This is a genomic window from Pseudarthrobacter sp. HLT1-3 (assembly GCF_059383535.1).
The window spans coordinates 25,289-39,528 of sequence record NZ_JBWZCJ010000011.1; the positions used below are offsets into that span (position 1 = coordinate 25,289).

Consider the following 14,240-nt stretch of genomic DNA (forward strand, 5'->3'; position numbering starts at 1 on the left):
GAGTGTACGCAGGAAAGCATGATTCTTCAATATCAAGCTTCTTGATTATCAAGAACAACAGGAAGCGGGCCTATCTCCTCTCGGCAGTCACGGTCGGGTGGGCGCGGCTAGACTCGAAAACCACGCCACCGGCACGAGCCTCGCTAATGGAAGTTGGACAAACCTTGGAAACGCCCCACCCCGTCCGGATCCTGACGGTCTGCACCGGCAACATCTGCCGCTCGCCCGCCGCCGAGCGCCTGCTGCAGGCCGGCCTGGACCAGGTGCAGCCCGGCGCCTTTGAGGTGCGCAGCGCCGGAACGCACGCCATGGTGGGTGATCCGATCCAGCCGCTCTCCGCGGACATTGTCAGGACCTATGGCGGGACCCCGGACGGCTTCGCGGCCCGCCAGCTCACGCCCAAAATCCTCAGGGAGTCCGATCTGGTGCTGGCGATGACCGCCAAACACCGCGGCGCCGTGATGCAGATGGACGCCTCCCTGCTGAAGCGCACCTTCACGATCCGCGAATTCGCCCGGATGCTTGAGGTCCTGGAACAACGCGACACGCCGACCGCCGTCGTCGATCTTCCGGCGTTCTGGCGCGAACTGCCCGCCCGCGCGGCCTCCGTGCGGCACCTGGCGCTGGCCCCCGACGCGTCGGACAACGACGTGGTGGACCCGTACCGGCGGGGGCCGGAGCTGTACAACCAGATGGAGGACGAGCTCGCCCCGGCGATCCTCACCATCCTGCGGTTCGCCCGCCAACACAGCTGACCTCTTAATCCCTGTGCCGCCAGCACCTTTTGATGGTGCGCGGTGGTAGTGTCCGGCCATGGGAACGTCGCCGGAACCAGCAGGACCAGCCGCAGGCTCAGCCGCGGCACCGGGCGGAATGAACCGCCGTCGAAAAATTGTCATCGCCGTCATCGCCGGGCTGGTGGTCTTCGCCGTCGCCGCCGCAGCCTTCCTGCTGAACAGGCCGCGCACCGAAACCGCGGCCCCGGTGCAAACGTCCGCCCCGGCACCGGAGACAACTGCGCCCACGCCGGAGCCCACCCCGACCCCGACGCCGACCCCGGATCCGCCGCCCACCGCGCTGAACATCCTGCTGGTCGGCAGCGACAGCCGCGTGAACGACCGCGCGGTCGCGGCATCCGGCGGAACCTCCGACCAGCGCGGGGACGCCCTTGTCTTCATCCATCTCCCCGCGGACCGCCAGAGCGTCTACGGCATCTCGATCATGCGTGACCTGTGGGTGGACGTCCCCGGCGTCGGCGGGGCCAAGGTCAACGCCGGGCTCGAACTGGGCGGGGTGCCGCTCATGACGCAGACCGTGGAGGCCCTGCTGGGCCAGCACATCGACCACACCGTGATGCTGGACTTCCAGGGCTTCGCCGCCATGACCGATGCCCTCGGCGGAGTCGACGTCGACATCAAGCAGCCCTTTCAGGGCACGATCGACGACCACGTGTATTTTCCGGCGGGGGTGAACCGGCTCAACGGCGGGCAGGCGCTGGCCTTTGTCCGGGAGCGCAAGGCGTTCGCCGACGGCGATTACCAGCGGGTGCGGAACCAGCAGACCTTCCTCAAGGCCGTGATGGCCAAGATGGCGGCCGAGGGCGGGCTGTCGGACCGCAACACCGTGAAGCAGCTGGTGGCGACGGTCCTCCCGCACGTCACGGTGGACCCGGGGCTGACGGTGGAGACACTGGAACGGCTCGCGTTCAGTCTGCGCAGCACGGCCCCCGGTAACGGCGTGTTCTTCACACTCCCCACCGCCGGAGTCGGGACCACCCGGACCGGCCAGTCGGTCATCTGGCAAAACCCCGCCGCCACCGCCGCAGTGTCCGCCGCGCTGTCCTCCGGGACGCTGGCCGACTACGTCGCGGCGAACGGGCTGCAGAACGGCAACTGACTTGCTCCGGGTGGGGGCGTCACCAGGTGCTGACGCGGTGGTCAGCCTGGAGGTCTACTCAGCCAGGTGCTCAGCGAAGTAGTCCGCGAGGGCTTCCTTCGTGTGCCTGGGCTGGAACCCCGTTGCGTGGATCTTGTGCAGGGGCAGCACGCTGTTGAGCGGCCGCGGCGCTGCCGCCTTGCCCCGGAAGTAGTCCTCGGTGCTGACGCCGGTCACGGCGTCCCGCGGCGTGCCGGCGAGTTCGTAGACGTCGGCGGCGATGTCGGCCCAGGACTGGGGTTCGCCGTCGTTGCTCAGGTTGTAGGTGCCGTACGCCGCGCCCGACTCCAGCAGGTGGCGGATTCCGGCGGCGATGTCCTGGGTGAAGCTCAGCCGCCCGATCTGGTCGTTGACCACTGACGGTTCGATGCCGCGCCTCGCGAGGGAGGCCATGGTGCGGACGAAGTTGTTGCCCTCGCCGATGACCCAGCTGGTGCGCACGATGTAATGCCGGGGCACCACGCTGACGGCGGCGTCGCCGGCGGCCTTGGTCTGGCCGTAGACGCCCAGCGGGGAGAAGGGCTCGTCCTCGGGGTGGATCTCGCGGGTGCCGTCGAAGACGTAGTCCGAGGAGACGTGCACGAGGGTCAGGTCGTGGTCGACGGCGGCCCGGGCCAGCCGGGCGACGGCGGTGACGTTGATGGCCCAGGCAGCCGTGCGGCCTTCGGGGGTTTCGGCGGCATCCACCGCGGTGTAGGCGGACGCGTTGATGATGGTGGCGTAGTTCTTCCAGTTCCGCGCGGTGAACGACTCTTCGGTGCCGAGGTCGAACTCGGCCCGGCCGGCGAACTCGACGGCAGGGTCGCCGTCGTACAGTTCCCGCAGGGTCTTGCCGAGCTGGCCATCCGCGCCCACGACGAGGGTTTTCTTCGGCGGCATCGGGGTCACGTCCGCGAGCCGCGGATGGTTCTTGTCCTTATCGGAGAGTTCGGCCTGGGCCAGCGGGATCGGCCACGCGATCGCAGCAGTCTCGTCGGCGAGGTTCAGGAACGTGTACTGCCCCTGCGCGTCCGCGGACCAGTGGTCGTTGACGAGGTAGGTGTAGGCGGTGTTGTCCGCCAGGGTCTGGAAGGCGTTGCCCACACCGCGCGGAATGAAGATCGCCTGGCTGGCATCGAGCTCGGCGGTGAAGACCGCACCGAACGACGGCCCCTCGCGCAGGTCCACCCACGCACCGAAGATCCGGCCGGTCGCGACGGAGATGAACTTGTCCCACGGTTCGGCGTGGATCCCGCGGGTGGTGCCGGCCTTTTCATTGAACGAGATGTTGTTCTGCACCGGCCGGAAATCCGGCAGGCCGAGCGCCAGCATCTTTTCGCGCTGCCAGTTCTCCTTGAACCAGCCCCGGTTATCGCCATGGACCGGCAGGTCATAGAGGACGACGCCGGGGATCGGGGTGTTGTGGGCGGTGAGTGTCTTCGAGAACTCGATCGGCATGATCTACTGGCCCTGTTCCGTGTACTTGGCTTCCGTGGCGGCCTTCTGCGGCCGCCACCAGTCCTCGTTCTCCCGATACCAGGCAATCGTGTCCTCGAGGCCGGCGTCAAAGTTGGAGAAGCGCGGCTCCCAGCCGAGTTCGGTGCGGAGCTTGGCGGAGTCGATCGCGTAGCGCAGGTCATGCCCGGGCCGGTCCACGACGTGGTCGTAGGCGTCCGAGGCCTGGCCCAGGTGCTTGAGGATCAGCTCGACGACGTCCTTGTTGTTCTTCTCCCCGTCGGCGCCGATCAGGTAGGTCTCGCCGATCCGTCCCTTGGCGATGATCGCCAGGACGGCGGAGGAGTGGTCGTTGGCGTGGATCCAGTCCCGGACGTTCTCGCCCTTGCCGTACAGCTTGGGCCGGATCCCGTCGATCACGTTGGTGATCTGGCGCGGGATGAACTTCTCCACGTGCTGGTACGGGCCGTAGTTGTTCGAGCAGTTGCTGATCGTCGCCTGCAGTCCGAAGGACCGCACCCACGCCCGGACCAGCAGGTCCGAACCGGCCTTGGTCGACGAATACGGGCTGGAGGGGTTGTACGGGGTTTCCTCGGTGAAGCGTTCCGGATCATCCAGTTCCAGGTCGCCGTAGACCTCGTCGGTGGAGATGTGGTGGAACCGCTTGCCGTGCTTCCGCGCCGCCTCGATCAGCGTGTACGTGCCGATGATGTTCGTGTCCAGGAACGGCCGCGGGTCGTGCAGGGAATTGTCATTGTGCGACTCCGCGGCGTAATGAACCACGACGTCAGCCGCGGCCACGAGACCGTCCACCAGGGCGGCGTCGCAGATATCACCCTGCACGAACTCGAACCGCTCCCCCGGAAGACCGGCCAGCGACGCCCGGTTCCCGGCGTAGGTCAGCTTGTCCAGCACCGTGACGTGGTCGTCGGTGTTCTCGAGAACGTAGTGGACAAAGTTGGAACCGATGAACCCGGCGCCGCCGGTGACGAGAAGTCGCTGCATGCTTTCCATCGTTCCACAGCAAGACCGATTTGGTTGAACGTGAAATCACCGTGGAGGATTGGCGTCATGCGCGGAATAATCCTCGCCGGGGGGACCGGTTCAAGACTTCATCCGATCACGATGGGCATCAGCAAACAGCTGGTTCCGGTTTATGACAAACCAATGATCTACTACCCCCTTTCCACCCTGATGCTGGCCGGAATTCGGGACATCCTGATCATCACCACGCCGCACGACGGTGAACAGTTCGAGCGCTTGCTCGGTGACGGCAGCCGGTTCGGTGTCAGCATCACGTACAAGGAGCAGCCTTCCCCGGATGGGCTGGCCCAGGCCTTCGTCCTTGGCGCCGAGCACATCGGCGACGGGCCGGTGGCCCTGGTGCTGGGCGACAACATCTTCTACGGCCACGGCATGGGGACACAGCTCCGCCGCTTCGCGAACATCGATGGCGGGGCTGTCTTCGGCTATTGGGTTGCGGATCCCTCTTCCTATGGCGTGGTGGAATTCGACGGTGCGGGCAAGGCCATCTCGCTGGAGGAGAAGCCCGCAAACCCCAAGAGCCACTACGCCGTTCCCGGGCTGTACTTCTACGACAACGACGTCGTCGAGATTGCCCGGGACCTCAAGCCGTCAGCCCGTGGCGAGCTGGAAATTACCGATGTGAACCGCATCTACCTGGAACGCGAGAAGCTTCAGGTGGAGATTCTTCCCCGTGGATCCGCGTGGCTGGACACCGGAACCTTCGATTCGCTGAACGAGGCCTCGGAGTTCGTGCGCACAGTCCAGAAGCGCCAGGGCCTCTCCATCGGCTGCCCGGAAGAGATTGCCTGGCGGCTCGGATTCCTGACCGACGATGAGCTCCGCGAGCGTGCTGAGCCCCTGGCCAAGAGCGGCTACGGCAGCTACCTGCTGGGGCTGCTGGCGGACGTGGCCCGGTAGCCCCGGTCCCGCCGTCGGACCGCGGCCGCTCGCTGGACCGGGTCTGCGCCGCTATCCGCCCAGTCTGCGGGGCGGGCGAATACCCCCATGGCGAAAGTGGGCGCCAGCCGCCGGAAGGCTCTATATATTGGGGAGCATGACTGAGACTCCCGCCACGGGTGGCCCTTCCACCGCCGTGGAAAATACCGCCGTGACCGCACCCGTTGCCAAGAAAATCCCCGCCCTCCGCACGCACCACGGCGACGACTTCGAGGACAACTACGAGTGGCTCCGGAACAAGGAATCCGCCGAGGTCGTGGAGCTGCTTAAGGCCGAGAACGCCTACCAGGAGGCCGTGACCGCGCACCAGGAGCCGCTGCGCGAGTCCATCTTCCATGAGATCAAGTCCCGCACCCAGGAGACGGACCTGTCCGTGCCCAACCGCAAAGACGGCTGGTGGTACTACACCCGCTCGGTGGAGGGCAAGGAGTACGGCATCCAGTGCCGCGTCCGGGCCGAGGACACCGGGGATCGCGTCGCCGACTGGACGCCCCCCGCCGTCGAGGTCGGCGTCGAGATTCCGGGCGAGGAAATCCTGCTGGACGGCAACGTCGAGGCGGAGGGCCAGCCGTTCTTCGCCGTCGGCGGCGCCGCGGTGACGATCGACGGGAACCTCTACGCCTACGCCGTGGACAACTCCGGCGACGAGCGGTTCACGCTGCGCATCAAGGACCTGCGGACCGGGGACCTCCTCCCCGACGTGATCGAGAACGTCTTCTACGGCATCTCCTTCTCCCCCGACGGCACGCGGATCTTCTACACCGTCGTGGACGACTCCTGGCGGCCCTACCAGGTGAAGTCCCACGTGCTGGGCACGCCCGTCGCCGGGGACGAGATCATCTACCAGGAGGACGACGTCGCCATGTGGCTGGGCTTCGAGCTCTCCGCCGACCGGCGCCACCTCGTGCTGGGCATCGGCTGCTCGGAATTCAGCGAGACCCGGCTGCTGCGCTTCGACGCGCTCGACGCCGGACTCAGCACCGTGATCTCCCGGGACGAGCGCATCCTCTACGAGGCGGAGCCGTTCCTGCTGACCGACGCCGCGGGGAAGCAGGCCGAGGCCATCCTGCTGACGCACAACAAGGACGCGATCAATTCGATGGTCTCGCTGGTGGACCCGGCCGAGCTCGCCAAGCCGCTCGCCGAGCAGCACTGGACCACCGTCGTCGAGCATTCCGATCAGGTGCGCGTCAACGGCGCCGGGGTCACCTCGACGCATCTGGTGGTCTCGATCCGGAAGGACACGATCGAGCGCGTGCAGGTCCTGCCGCTGGCCGGGCTGGGCACGCCGGAGCAGGGCGCACCGGTGGAGCCCGCCTTCGAGGAGGAGCTCTACACCGCCGGGGTGGCCGGGTCCGACTACGAGGCGCCCGTGATCCGGATGGGCTACACGTCCTACTTCACGCCGTCGCGGGTCTACGACTTTGTGCTGCCCACCGCGGAGCAGCCCGCCGGCGAGCTGCTGCTGCGCAAGGAAAGCCCGGTGCTCGGCGGCTACTCGTCCGCCGACTATGTCGCGACCCGGGAGTGGGCCGTGGCTTCGGACGGGACGCGGATTCCGCTCTCCGTGCTGCGCCACGCCTCCGTGCCGCAGGATTCGACGGCGGCCGGGCTGGTCTACGGCTACGGCTCCTACGAGCTCAGCATGGATCCCAGCTTCGGGATCCCGAGGCTGTCGCTGCTGGACCGGGGCATTGTGTTTGTGATCGCGCACATCCGCGGCGGCGGGGAACTGGGCCGGCACTGGTACGACACCGGCAAGAAGCTGCAGAAGAAGAACACCTTCACCGACTTCATCGCGGCCACCGACTGGCTGGCGCAGTCCGGCTGGGTGGACCCGGCCCGGATCGCGGCGATGGGCGGCTCGGCCGGCGGCCTGCTGATGGGCGCGGTGGCGAACCTGGCGCCGGAGAAGTACGCGGCGATCGTGGCGGCCGTGCCGTTTGTGGACGCCCTGACCACCATCCTGGATCCGGAGCTGCCGCTCTCCGCGCTGGAGTGGGAGGAATGGGGCAACCCGATCACCGACCGCGCCGTGTACGAGTACATGAAGTCCTACACGCCGTACGAGAACGTCCGGGCGGTGGCGTACCCGAAGATCGCGGCGGTCACCTCGTTCAATGACACCCGGGTGCTCTACGTGGAGCCCGCCAAGTGGGTGCAGCGGCTGCGCGAACTCAACACCGGCAGCGAGCCGATCGTGATGAAAATCGAGATGGAAGGCGGCCACGGCGGCGCCTCGGGCCGCTACGTGCAGTGGAAGGAACGCGCCTGGGACTACGCCTTCGTCGCGGACTCCCTGGGCGCCACGGAGCTGCTGCCGGGAGCCGGGGTTAAGTAGTCTCATCGATTGCTCCGTAGCCGCCCTTTTGCGCCCGGATAAGGGCAGCTGCGGAGCAGTCGATGGTGCTTGGCTCCCACGCCTGCGCCGGGCGCTCGTGATCGCGGCTCTAATCGCCGATTCGCCACAGGTGGCCGCTATGAGACCGTTCAAAGCGGCCATCTTCGTCGAATCGGTGGGTTAAGCGTCTACACACATTCGGGTATTCCAGCACCGTTCTGTCCGATCATGCGTACGGGTTGTGCGGGTTGAATCCCGTGGTGGAGAGGCGTCATCCTCACCCGTCCGCTACTCCTCTCGTCGTCAGGCGCGTTCCACCGGCATCCACAACTCGGTGGTTGCGGTGCTGAAGTCGGCGGCGCGGTCGAGAATGGCCACGACCGACGGGCCGGGCCTCAGCCGCCAGGGGTTGGAGGGGAACCAGTCAGAGGCCGTCGCCGCCCACGTGGACTGGAGGGCCGCCGGATAGGGTCCGGTGGTGCGGAACACCGCCCAGGCACCGGCTGGGACCTCGATCGCGTCGAGGTCCTCGGGCACCGGCGTTCCTTCGCTGACGGCGACGCCGTGCAGGTAAGTCAGCTCGCTGCCCTCGGTGTAGTCGGGGTCAACGTCGGCGCTCACTTGAAGTAGTCCTGCAGGTTCGGTGTTGCTCAGTGCCTTGAGACGAAGGTGCTCCGCTTCGGGCAGCGAGGCGATATGCGCTTGAATGTGCGGGTTGGGGCCGTGGTGAATGAGCGGCACGCGAGCCGTGTGGCCGACGAGCCGGAAGGCCGGTCGATCTGCGATGCGAGTATCCATCGTGGTATTCCCTTCTATAGTCAGGCGAAACCTGAGCTGTGGTTGTGTGCGAAGGGGGCCGCCGTCCCGGCGCGCATCGCCGGGACTGATTCCATGCACCGCCCGGAAGGCCCTGTTGAATGCTTCGGTGGAGCCATAGCCGAAGCGCACCGCAGTCCCCAACAGGTCGCGATCTCCTATGACATCGGCGGCGGCGACGGTCATGCGCCGTCGCCGGATGTACTCGGACAACGGCATGCCAGCCAGTGACGAGAACAACCGGCGAACGTGATACTCCGTCGTGCCGAGGTCGCTCGTCAGGCTGGCGACGTCGATCTCCTCGGTGAGGTGCTCCTCGATGAAACCGACGACTCGGTTCAGAACTGAGATCACGGTGTCCTCCTTCCGCATCAAGCCTGCTACATCGACACAAACCCACACCCAACTATTGCGGTTCGATTCGATCGTGCTCCGTTTCGCCGCGGAGGACAGCGACCACGACCGTCACGACGTCGACTCTCAGAAGCGCTTCCTCACCCGTTGTAACGGCCCGGAATTCCCGTCGGCCATCTCACAACCCATCGGTTTCGGGACTCAGGGGTTTCGAGACACCGAGTCGGTTAGCAGGAGGAGTCGGCCGCCCGCAGGCGGATCCGCGAGCGTCCACAGGCATCCGCGGGACCACCGAGATCTTGCGCGGGGACGATGGCATCGGCGAGGATGAGTGCCATTCCCCGTGCTGCGAAGAAGGAGTCGACGCGATGACCAAGTATCTGATCTCGTTTCCGAGTGCCGCAATGGTCTTCCCTGACGAAGACCTGCAGGCCGTTTCGGATGCGTCGCACGCGGTCGTTCAGGAGGCGAAGGACGCCGGCGTCTGGGTGTTCGGCGGCGGCATCGATGAGAGCATCCCGCCTGTCATGGTCGACGGCGACGGGACCGTGCGCCAGGGCACCTACCCGCAGACGAGGCAGCTCGAAGGCGGCTACTCGGTGTTGGAGCTGCCCTCGTACGATGCGGCCTTGGAGTGGGCCGCGAAGATCGCGGTCTCCTGCCGTTGTGCGCAGGAGGTGCGCGCTTTCCAATACGACCCCGCCAGCTGATACGTAGGTTCGGGTGTCAATAGGCATGGATGAGCGGCTACTGCCTTGGTTCCGGGGCCGCTCACTGTGTGCCGGGCCGGTCGTGGTCGGGGTGAAGTCTTGTCTCGACGGCATTGTGCGCCTGGACAGCGCTGAACCCCACAGGTCCGGGGAGAAGCAACTGGGCGGTAAACGCCGGCGGCTCACCCATCCGCCACAGATGGCCGCTTTGGGACCCGTCATAGCGGCCATCTGCGTCGACTCGCGGGGCTGACGTACAGGGCAGGCAGGTGCCGGAGCTGAACTGCCTAGGATCGGCGCCGGATGATGGGCAGCAGCGCCCTCAGGGACCTGCCCTTGAGCGCGCCGAACCAGACTCCCCCGCCGTAGGCCAGGTCGTCCAGCCGCCGGGCGATTCCGAACCTGACCGGATCAAGGTCCGGGCGGGTGCGGCGGTGTTCGAGGGCGGCGTCGAGGATGCCCGCCAGCACCACCGCCCGCCGGATGCGGCGCGAGTAGACGCTCGCGGCGGCAGCGACCGGCCACCAATGGCGGACCAGCAGCGCCATGGTCTGCGACAGTGAGGCCAGGACTCCGGCTCCGGTGAGCGCGGCGCTGACCCGGAGCGGGCGTTCACTGCGGGTGAGTTTCCCTGCCACCTGCCACGTGGCGCCCGCCCAGATGACGGCTGCCACCGGCACCGACCACCGGCGCTGGGCCAGGAGCGCAGCGACGAGGCCGAGGGTCCACGGCGCGAACACGGCCGGTGCGATGTTCCGGGGATGGCGCGTCGACAGCGGATGCGCGGAGCTGCCGTAGAAGGCCTTGCGCGCGAGCCATTCCCGGGCCGTCTGCCGGTGCTCGTGCCACACCCGGGCCCCGGGTTCGAACCGGATCCGCCAGCCCTGTTCGGCCAGCCGCCAGACCAGGTCCACGTCCTCGCCCGCCCGCATCCCGACGCTGAACCCCTCCCCCAAGGCGCCGACCCGGCCGAGGAGGAAGGCGGCCGGCACCCAGGGCACCGATGAGCCGGGGCGGACAGTCGCCGGGTGGGCCCCCAGGTCAAGCGACGATTTGGCCTCCTCATAGCGGCCGATCCAGTTCAGGCCGCCGGCGTCGGGCAGGCCGAGCACGCGCGGCGCGGCCAGCGCGACCCGGGGATCGTCGAAGTGCCGGAGCAGCGCCGCGGTGGCGCCCGGGTCGAGCACGATGTCGGAGTCGGCGAAAGCGACAAACGGGGTGGTGACGTGTTTCAGCCCCTCATTGCGGGCCCGGGCCGGTCCGCCGTTCTCCGACAGGGGGATGAACCGTGCGCCGTGCGCCGCGGCGACGTCCATGATCGCCCCGCGGTCCGGGGAGCAGTCGTCCACTACGATCACGGCGGGTCCCCGGCCGATGCTCGCGAGCAGGCGGTCCAGGGCTGCCGGGCGGCCGAAGACCGGCACCACGAAGGTCACCGCCGCCTCGTCGACGTCGGGCAGCGTGGCCGGCACGGGGTCGGCCAGGCCCGCTTCGAGGAGGCGGTCCGCGAGCGCCCGTGTCCCGGCATCCGAGACCGTGACCACGCGGTCTGCCATCATCGCCAGGGCCACCTCGGTCAGATACAGCACGCGGGCCGGCGCACCGCCGATCAGCGCGCGGCCGCCGTCGGCCACCCGCACCTGCCGGTTCAGGCGGACGGCGAAACCGTCAGGAAGGTGGGCCGGCGGCGGGATCACGGGATACCGCCCGTTCCGGGATCGCGCAGGCAGCCGCGGTGGTCGACGGACCCCGCGGCCATTCGCCGCACCACGGAGTCGACCATGGATCCCAGCAGTGCCGATCCCTCGGCAGCGCTCGCGCCGGTGGGATCCCCGAGCACCCCCGACGGCGACACGGCCCGGGTCCCGCTCGCTGCCAGCACCGGCAGCAGCTCACGCAGCGGGGCCACGTTGCCCGCGCGTGCCAGGGACATGTCCACCTGCTGCGGGGCGAGGTGGAGCATCAGCGATGACTCCGTCCGCCCGGCGTGGGCGTCCCCGTCCGGCACGGCGCACGGCAGCCAGGCGACCCGGTGCTGTTCAGCGATCAGCTGCGGAACCGCCGTCGAGAGCGCCTGGATATTGCCGCCATGACCGTTGACGAAGATGATCCGGCCGGCCCAGGTGGCCAGCGACCGAACGAGCTCGATAAGAACCAGCTGGAGCGCCTCCGTCCCGATGGAAACGGTGCCGGGGAACCCCTGGTGCTCGCCGCTCGCGCCGTACGGCACCGCCGGGGCGACGTACAGCGGAGGGGACTTCTCCAGCCCGCGCCATCGCTCGGCGGCACCCAGGGCCACCGTGCTGGCGATGGTGCTGTCGGTGGCGAAGGGCAGATGCGGCCCGTGCTGCTCGGTTGAACCGAGCGGAACGAGGACGACCGGGGCTCCGGAAATGGCGGGCCAGGCCGTGTTGGCCAGCACCCCGGTCATGGCCGTGCGCTTTCGGCCGCCACGCTAGGGGAACTTCACCGGGACGGGGGCTCCGAGCGTCCGGGCGAAAGTCGGCGGGATGTAGAGATCCTCCGGGGACAGCTCATGGATGGAGGAGTGGCCGAGCCCGAGGACGGCGGAGTCCAGCCCGCCGCGCAGGAGGTCGAAGACGTTTTCCACACCGGCCTGGCCGTTGGCGGCCAGGCCCCACAGGTAGGCGCGGCCGATCATCACCGCCCGCGCTCCGAGGGCCAGCGCCTTCGCGACGTCGCTGCCGCGGCGGATGCCGCCGTCGAGCACTATTTCGATCTGGCCGTTGACCACCTCAACCACGGACTGCAGGACCCGGATCGTGGCGGGTGTGCCGTCGAGGTTGTTGCCGCCGTGGTTGGACACGGAGATCGCCGTGACGCCGGCGTCGATGGCCCGCCTCGCGTCGTCAACACGGGTGACACCCTTGAGCATGAACGGGCCGCCCCATTCGCGGCGCAGCCATTCAACGTCCTCCCAGGACGGCGGCGGCGTCTGCATCCACTCGTAATAAGCGCCGAAAAACGTGGGCGCCTCCCCGCCCGGAGGGGTCAGGTTGGGGGCCGTGAGGTCCGGGATGCGGCCGGCCTTGGCGAAGTCCCAGAGCCACTGCGGATGCGGCAGCACATTGGGCGCGAACGAGAGCATCGTCTTGAGGTTCATCTTCTCCGGGATCGTGGGGCTCCCCCAGTCCCGCCCGTTGGAGAACGACCAGTCAAGCGTGGCGATGAGCCCTTTCGCTCCGGCGGCCCGGGCGCGGTCCATCCGCTGCAGCATGGCCTCGCGCGTGCCGCTCCAGTACATCTGGAAGAACAGGTTGGGGTTCGCCGCCCCGACCTCCTCGACGGATTTACTGGCAAAGGAACTCAGCCCCATGATGGTGCCCCGGTTCGCTGCTGCCCGCGCGACGGCGACTTCACCGTCCGGATGCACGGCCTGCACCCCGGTCGGCGAGATGATCACCGGAAGCGAGATTGGAATGCCCATCACGGTGGTTGACAGGTCCCGCTCGGCCTGGTGGCCGGCGACGTGCGGGGCGAAGCCCAGTTCGCCGAAGGCCGCCAGGTTGTCGTCGATGGTCAGGCCCTTCTCGGAGCCGGCAACGAGCGCCCCGTAGACGGACGAGGGCAACCGCTTCTTGGCGCGGCGCTGCGCCTCGGCCACAGTCTCGAACCATGCGTTTCGTGCCATTGGGTTGACCTTCTCTCTGCTTGACCTGACTAATTCTGTCGTGCTGTTCTGTGTCCTGCGGTTTAGTCCCTGAACAACACGCTGAGGGCGGGGGCGACGTCGCGGTAGCCGCGCACCAGCCGGGCTTTCCCATGCCCGAAGCGGGCGAGCTCCCGGCCCAGCTCGCCGTCGTGCTCACCGCTGACGTCGAGCAGCACGTCCAGCCGCGGCAACCGTGCGGCGAAGGGCCTCGGGTCCGGCCCGGCGTTGTGCACACAGTCCGAGAGCAGCAGCACGCGGGCCTCGTGCGGCGGGACGCCCGCCAGCTGCCGGGCGGCGAGCTCCAGCGGAAACGCCACGTTGGTGAGCCCCCGGGCGGGGATCCGCAGCATGTCATCGAGCAGCGCCATGGGTTGCACCGGCTGGCCCAGCTGCAACAGGATCGCGGCATCCGACCAGAAGGCAACCACCGCGAGCGCGTCGTGCTGCAGCTCCCCGGCCAGCGCCCCCACCGTGGCGGCCGCCGTCTTGACCTGCTCCCCCTTCATCGACCCCGAGACGTCGACGAGCAGCACCACGGACCGGCGGGTCTGCAAGCGTTCGCGGACGATGATGTCTTCATCCTCGGGGAACGGGTGTTCGGTGAGCTGGGCCAGGGTACGGTCCAGGTCGATGTCGTCGGAGCCGCCTCTATAGGGCAGGCTGGTTAGCTCGCCGACGCCGCGGCGGGAGGACATGTCCCTCCGGGGCCGGGAGACGGCGAGACGGGCCGCGATCTGCCGGGCACGCTTCCGCACCGACGCGTCGACCTCAAGATCGCCGACGGCGAGCACCAGCTCGGCTGCCTCGTCGGTGAATCCCTGGGCCGTTCCCCCGGGCTTCGCGGCGGCCGCTGCCCCGGGCCGGCCCGGCTGGGCGCGCCAGACCGCACCCTTGCCGCCGGAGGCCGGTTCAAACACGGAGGGCTCCTCGTCGAGTTGTTTGGGCTTGCGCCGCAGCGGCCGGGTGGCGTGCTGGGCGCGGTCGCTCGCGGGCC

The 14,240-nt window shown here is 68.1% G+C and carries 12 protein-coding genes; 5 read left to right on the top strand and 7 right to left on the bottom strand.

The features are described 5' to 3' along the window. The first annotated feature begins 164 nt into the window (after window positions 1-164). Together AC50X9_RS11200 and AC50X9_RS11205 are read left to right on the top strand one after the other, a co-directional pair. Window positions 165-755, top strand: a complete 591-nt coding sequence (locus tag AC50X9_RS11200; protein WP_494893774.1) for an arsenate reductase/protein-tyrosine-phosphatase family protein — start codon at window positions 165-167, stop codon at window positions 753-755. Window positions 756-813: 58 nt separating this feature from the next. Further along, entirely contained in the window at window positions 814-1,896 is a 1,083-nt protein-coding gene (locus tag AC50X9_RS11205; RefSeq protein WP_494893528.1) for an LCP family protein, read from the top strand. Between the two features lie 54 nt (window positions 1,897-1,950). Here the strand turns inward: AC50X9_RS11205 and AC50X9_RS11210 are convergent, their stop codons facing one another. Beyond that, entirely contained in the window at window positions 1,951-3,372 is a 1,422-nt protein-coding gene (locus AC50X9_RS11210) for a sugar nucleotide-binding protein (RefSeq protein WP_494893530.1), read from the bottom strand. Window positions 3,373-3,375: 3 nt separating this feature from the next. After that, the gene (rfbB, locus tag AC50X9_RS11215) at window positions 3,376-4,374 is read right to left on the bottom strand and encodes a dTDP-glucose 4,6-dehydratase (protein ID WP_494893532.1); all 999 of its coding nucleotides are present in this window, start codon (window positions 4,372-4,374) and stop codon (window positions 3,376-3,378) included. Between the two features lie 66 nt (window positions 4,375-4,440). Here rfbB and rfbA point away from each other — a divergent pair, with 66 nt between their 5' ends. After that, window positions 4,441-5,313, top strand: coding sequence for a glucose-1-phosphate thymidylyltransferase RfbA (gene rfbA / locus AC50X9_RS11220; RefSeq protein ID WP_494893534.1), 873 nt, complete (start codon window positions 4,441-4,443; stop codon window positions 5,311-5,313). 136 nt (window positions 5,314-5,449) lie between these two features. After that, window positions 5,450-7,693 carry a S9 family peptidase gene (locus tag AC50X9_RS11225; protein ID WP_494893536.1) on the top strand — a complete coding sequence of 748 codons (2,244 nt, stop codon included), beginning with the start codon at window positions 5,450-5,452 and terminating at the stop codon, window positions 7,691-7,693. Between the two features lie 303 nt (window positions 7,694-7,996). Here the strand turns inward: AC50X9_RS11225 and AC50X9_RS11230 are convergent, their stop codons facing one another. Continuing rightward, on the bottom strand, window positions 7,997-8,881 hold the full coding sequence (locus AC50X9_RS11230) for an AraC family transcriptional regulator (RefSeq protein ID WP_494893538.1): 885 nt from the start codon (window positions 8,879-8,881) through the stop codon (window positions 7,997-7,999). A gap of 350 nt (window positions 8,882-9,231) precedes the next feature. Between AC50X9_RS11230 and AC50X9_RS11235 the strand changes: the two genes are divergently transcribed. After that, a complete protein-coding gene (locus tag AC50X9_RS11235) occupies window positions 9,232-9,573 on the top strand; it encodes a YciI family protein (protein ID WP_494893540.1) in 342 nt (113 codons plus the stop codon). Window positions 9,574-9,860: 287 nt separating this feature from the next. Here AC50X9_RS11235 and mftF read toward each other — a convergent pair whose 3' ends face one another. The 4 genes from mftF to AC50X9_RS11255 form a co-directional block, all read right to left on the bottom strand. Continuing rightward, window positions 9,861-11,270, bottom strand: coding sequence for a mycofactocin biosynthesis glycosyltransferase MftF (gene mftF, locus AC50X9_RS11240; RefSeq protein WP_494893542.1), 1,410 nt, complete (start codon window positions 11,268-11,270; stop codon window positions 9,861-9,863). Beyond that, window positions 11,267-12,004, bottom strand: coding sequence for a mycofactocin biosynthesis peptidyl-dipeptidase MftE (gene mftE, locus AC50X9_RS11245; protein WP_494893544.1), 738 nt, complete (start codon window positions 12,002-12,004; stop codon window positions 11,267-11,269). Before mftE ends, mftF begins: the two co-directional genes overlap by 4 nt. A gap of 24 nt (window positions 12,005-12,028) precedes the next feature. Beyond that, a complete protein-coding gene (gene mftD, locus AC50X9_RS11250) occupies window positions 12,029-13,225 on the bottom strand; it encodes a pre-mycofactocin synthase MftD (protein ID WP_494893549.1) in 1,197 nt (398 codons plus the stop codon). Between the two features lie 62 nt (window positions 13,226-13,287). Then, entirely contained in the window at window positions 13,288-14,163 is an 876-nt protein-coding gene (locus tag AC50X9_RS11255) for a vWA domain-containing protein (protein ID WP_494893551.1), read from the bottom strand. Window positions 14,164-14,240 lie beyond the last annotated feature (77 nt).

Bases quoted from the DNA above. Each gene is read 5' to 3' on its own strand.
- AC50X9_RS11205 (WP_494893528.1), top strand. From the start codon at position 814: ATGGGAACGTCGCCGGAACCAGCAGGACCAGCCGCAGGCTCAGCCGCG.
- AC50X9_RS11210 (WP_494893530.1), bottom strand. From the start codon at position 3,372: ATGCCGATCGAGTTCTCGAAGACACTCACCGCCCACAACACCCCGATC.
- rfbB (WP_494893532.1), bottom strand. From the start codon at position 4,374: ATGCAGCGACTTCTCGTCACCGGCGGCGCCGGGTTCATCGGTTCCAAC.
- rfbA (WP_494893534.1), top strand. From the start codon at position 4,441: ATGCGCGGAATAATCCTCGCCGGGGGGACCGGTTCAAGACTTCATCCG.
- AC50X9_RS11225 (WP_494893536.1), top strand. From the start codon at position 5,450: ATGACTGAGACTCCCGCCACGGGTGGCCCTTCCACCGCCGTGGAAAAT.
- AC50X9_RS11230 (WP_494893538.1), bottom strand. From the start codon at position 8,881: ATGCGGAAGGAGGACACCGTGATCTCAGTTCTGAACCGAGTCGTCGGT.
- AC50X9_RS11235 (WP_494893540.1), top strand. From the start codon at position 9,232: ATGACCAAGTATCTGATCTCGTTTCCGAGTGCCGCAATGGTCTTCCCT.
- mftE (WP_494893544.1), bottom strand. From the start codon at position 12,004: ATGACCGGGGTGCTGGCCAACACGGCCTGGCCCGCCATTTCCGGAGCC.
- mftD (WP_494893549.1), bottom strand. From the start codon at position 13,225: ATGGCACGAAACGCATGGTTCGAGACTGTGGCCGAGGCGCAGCGCCGC.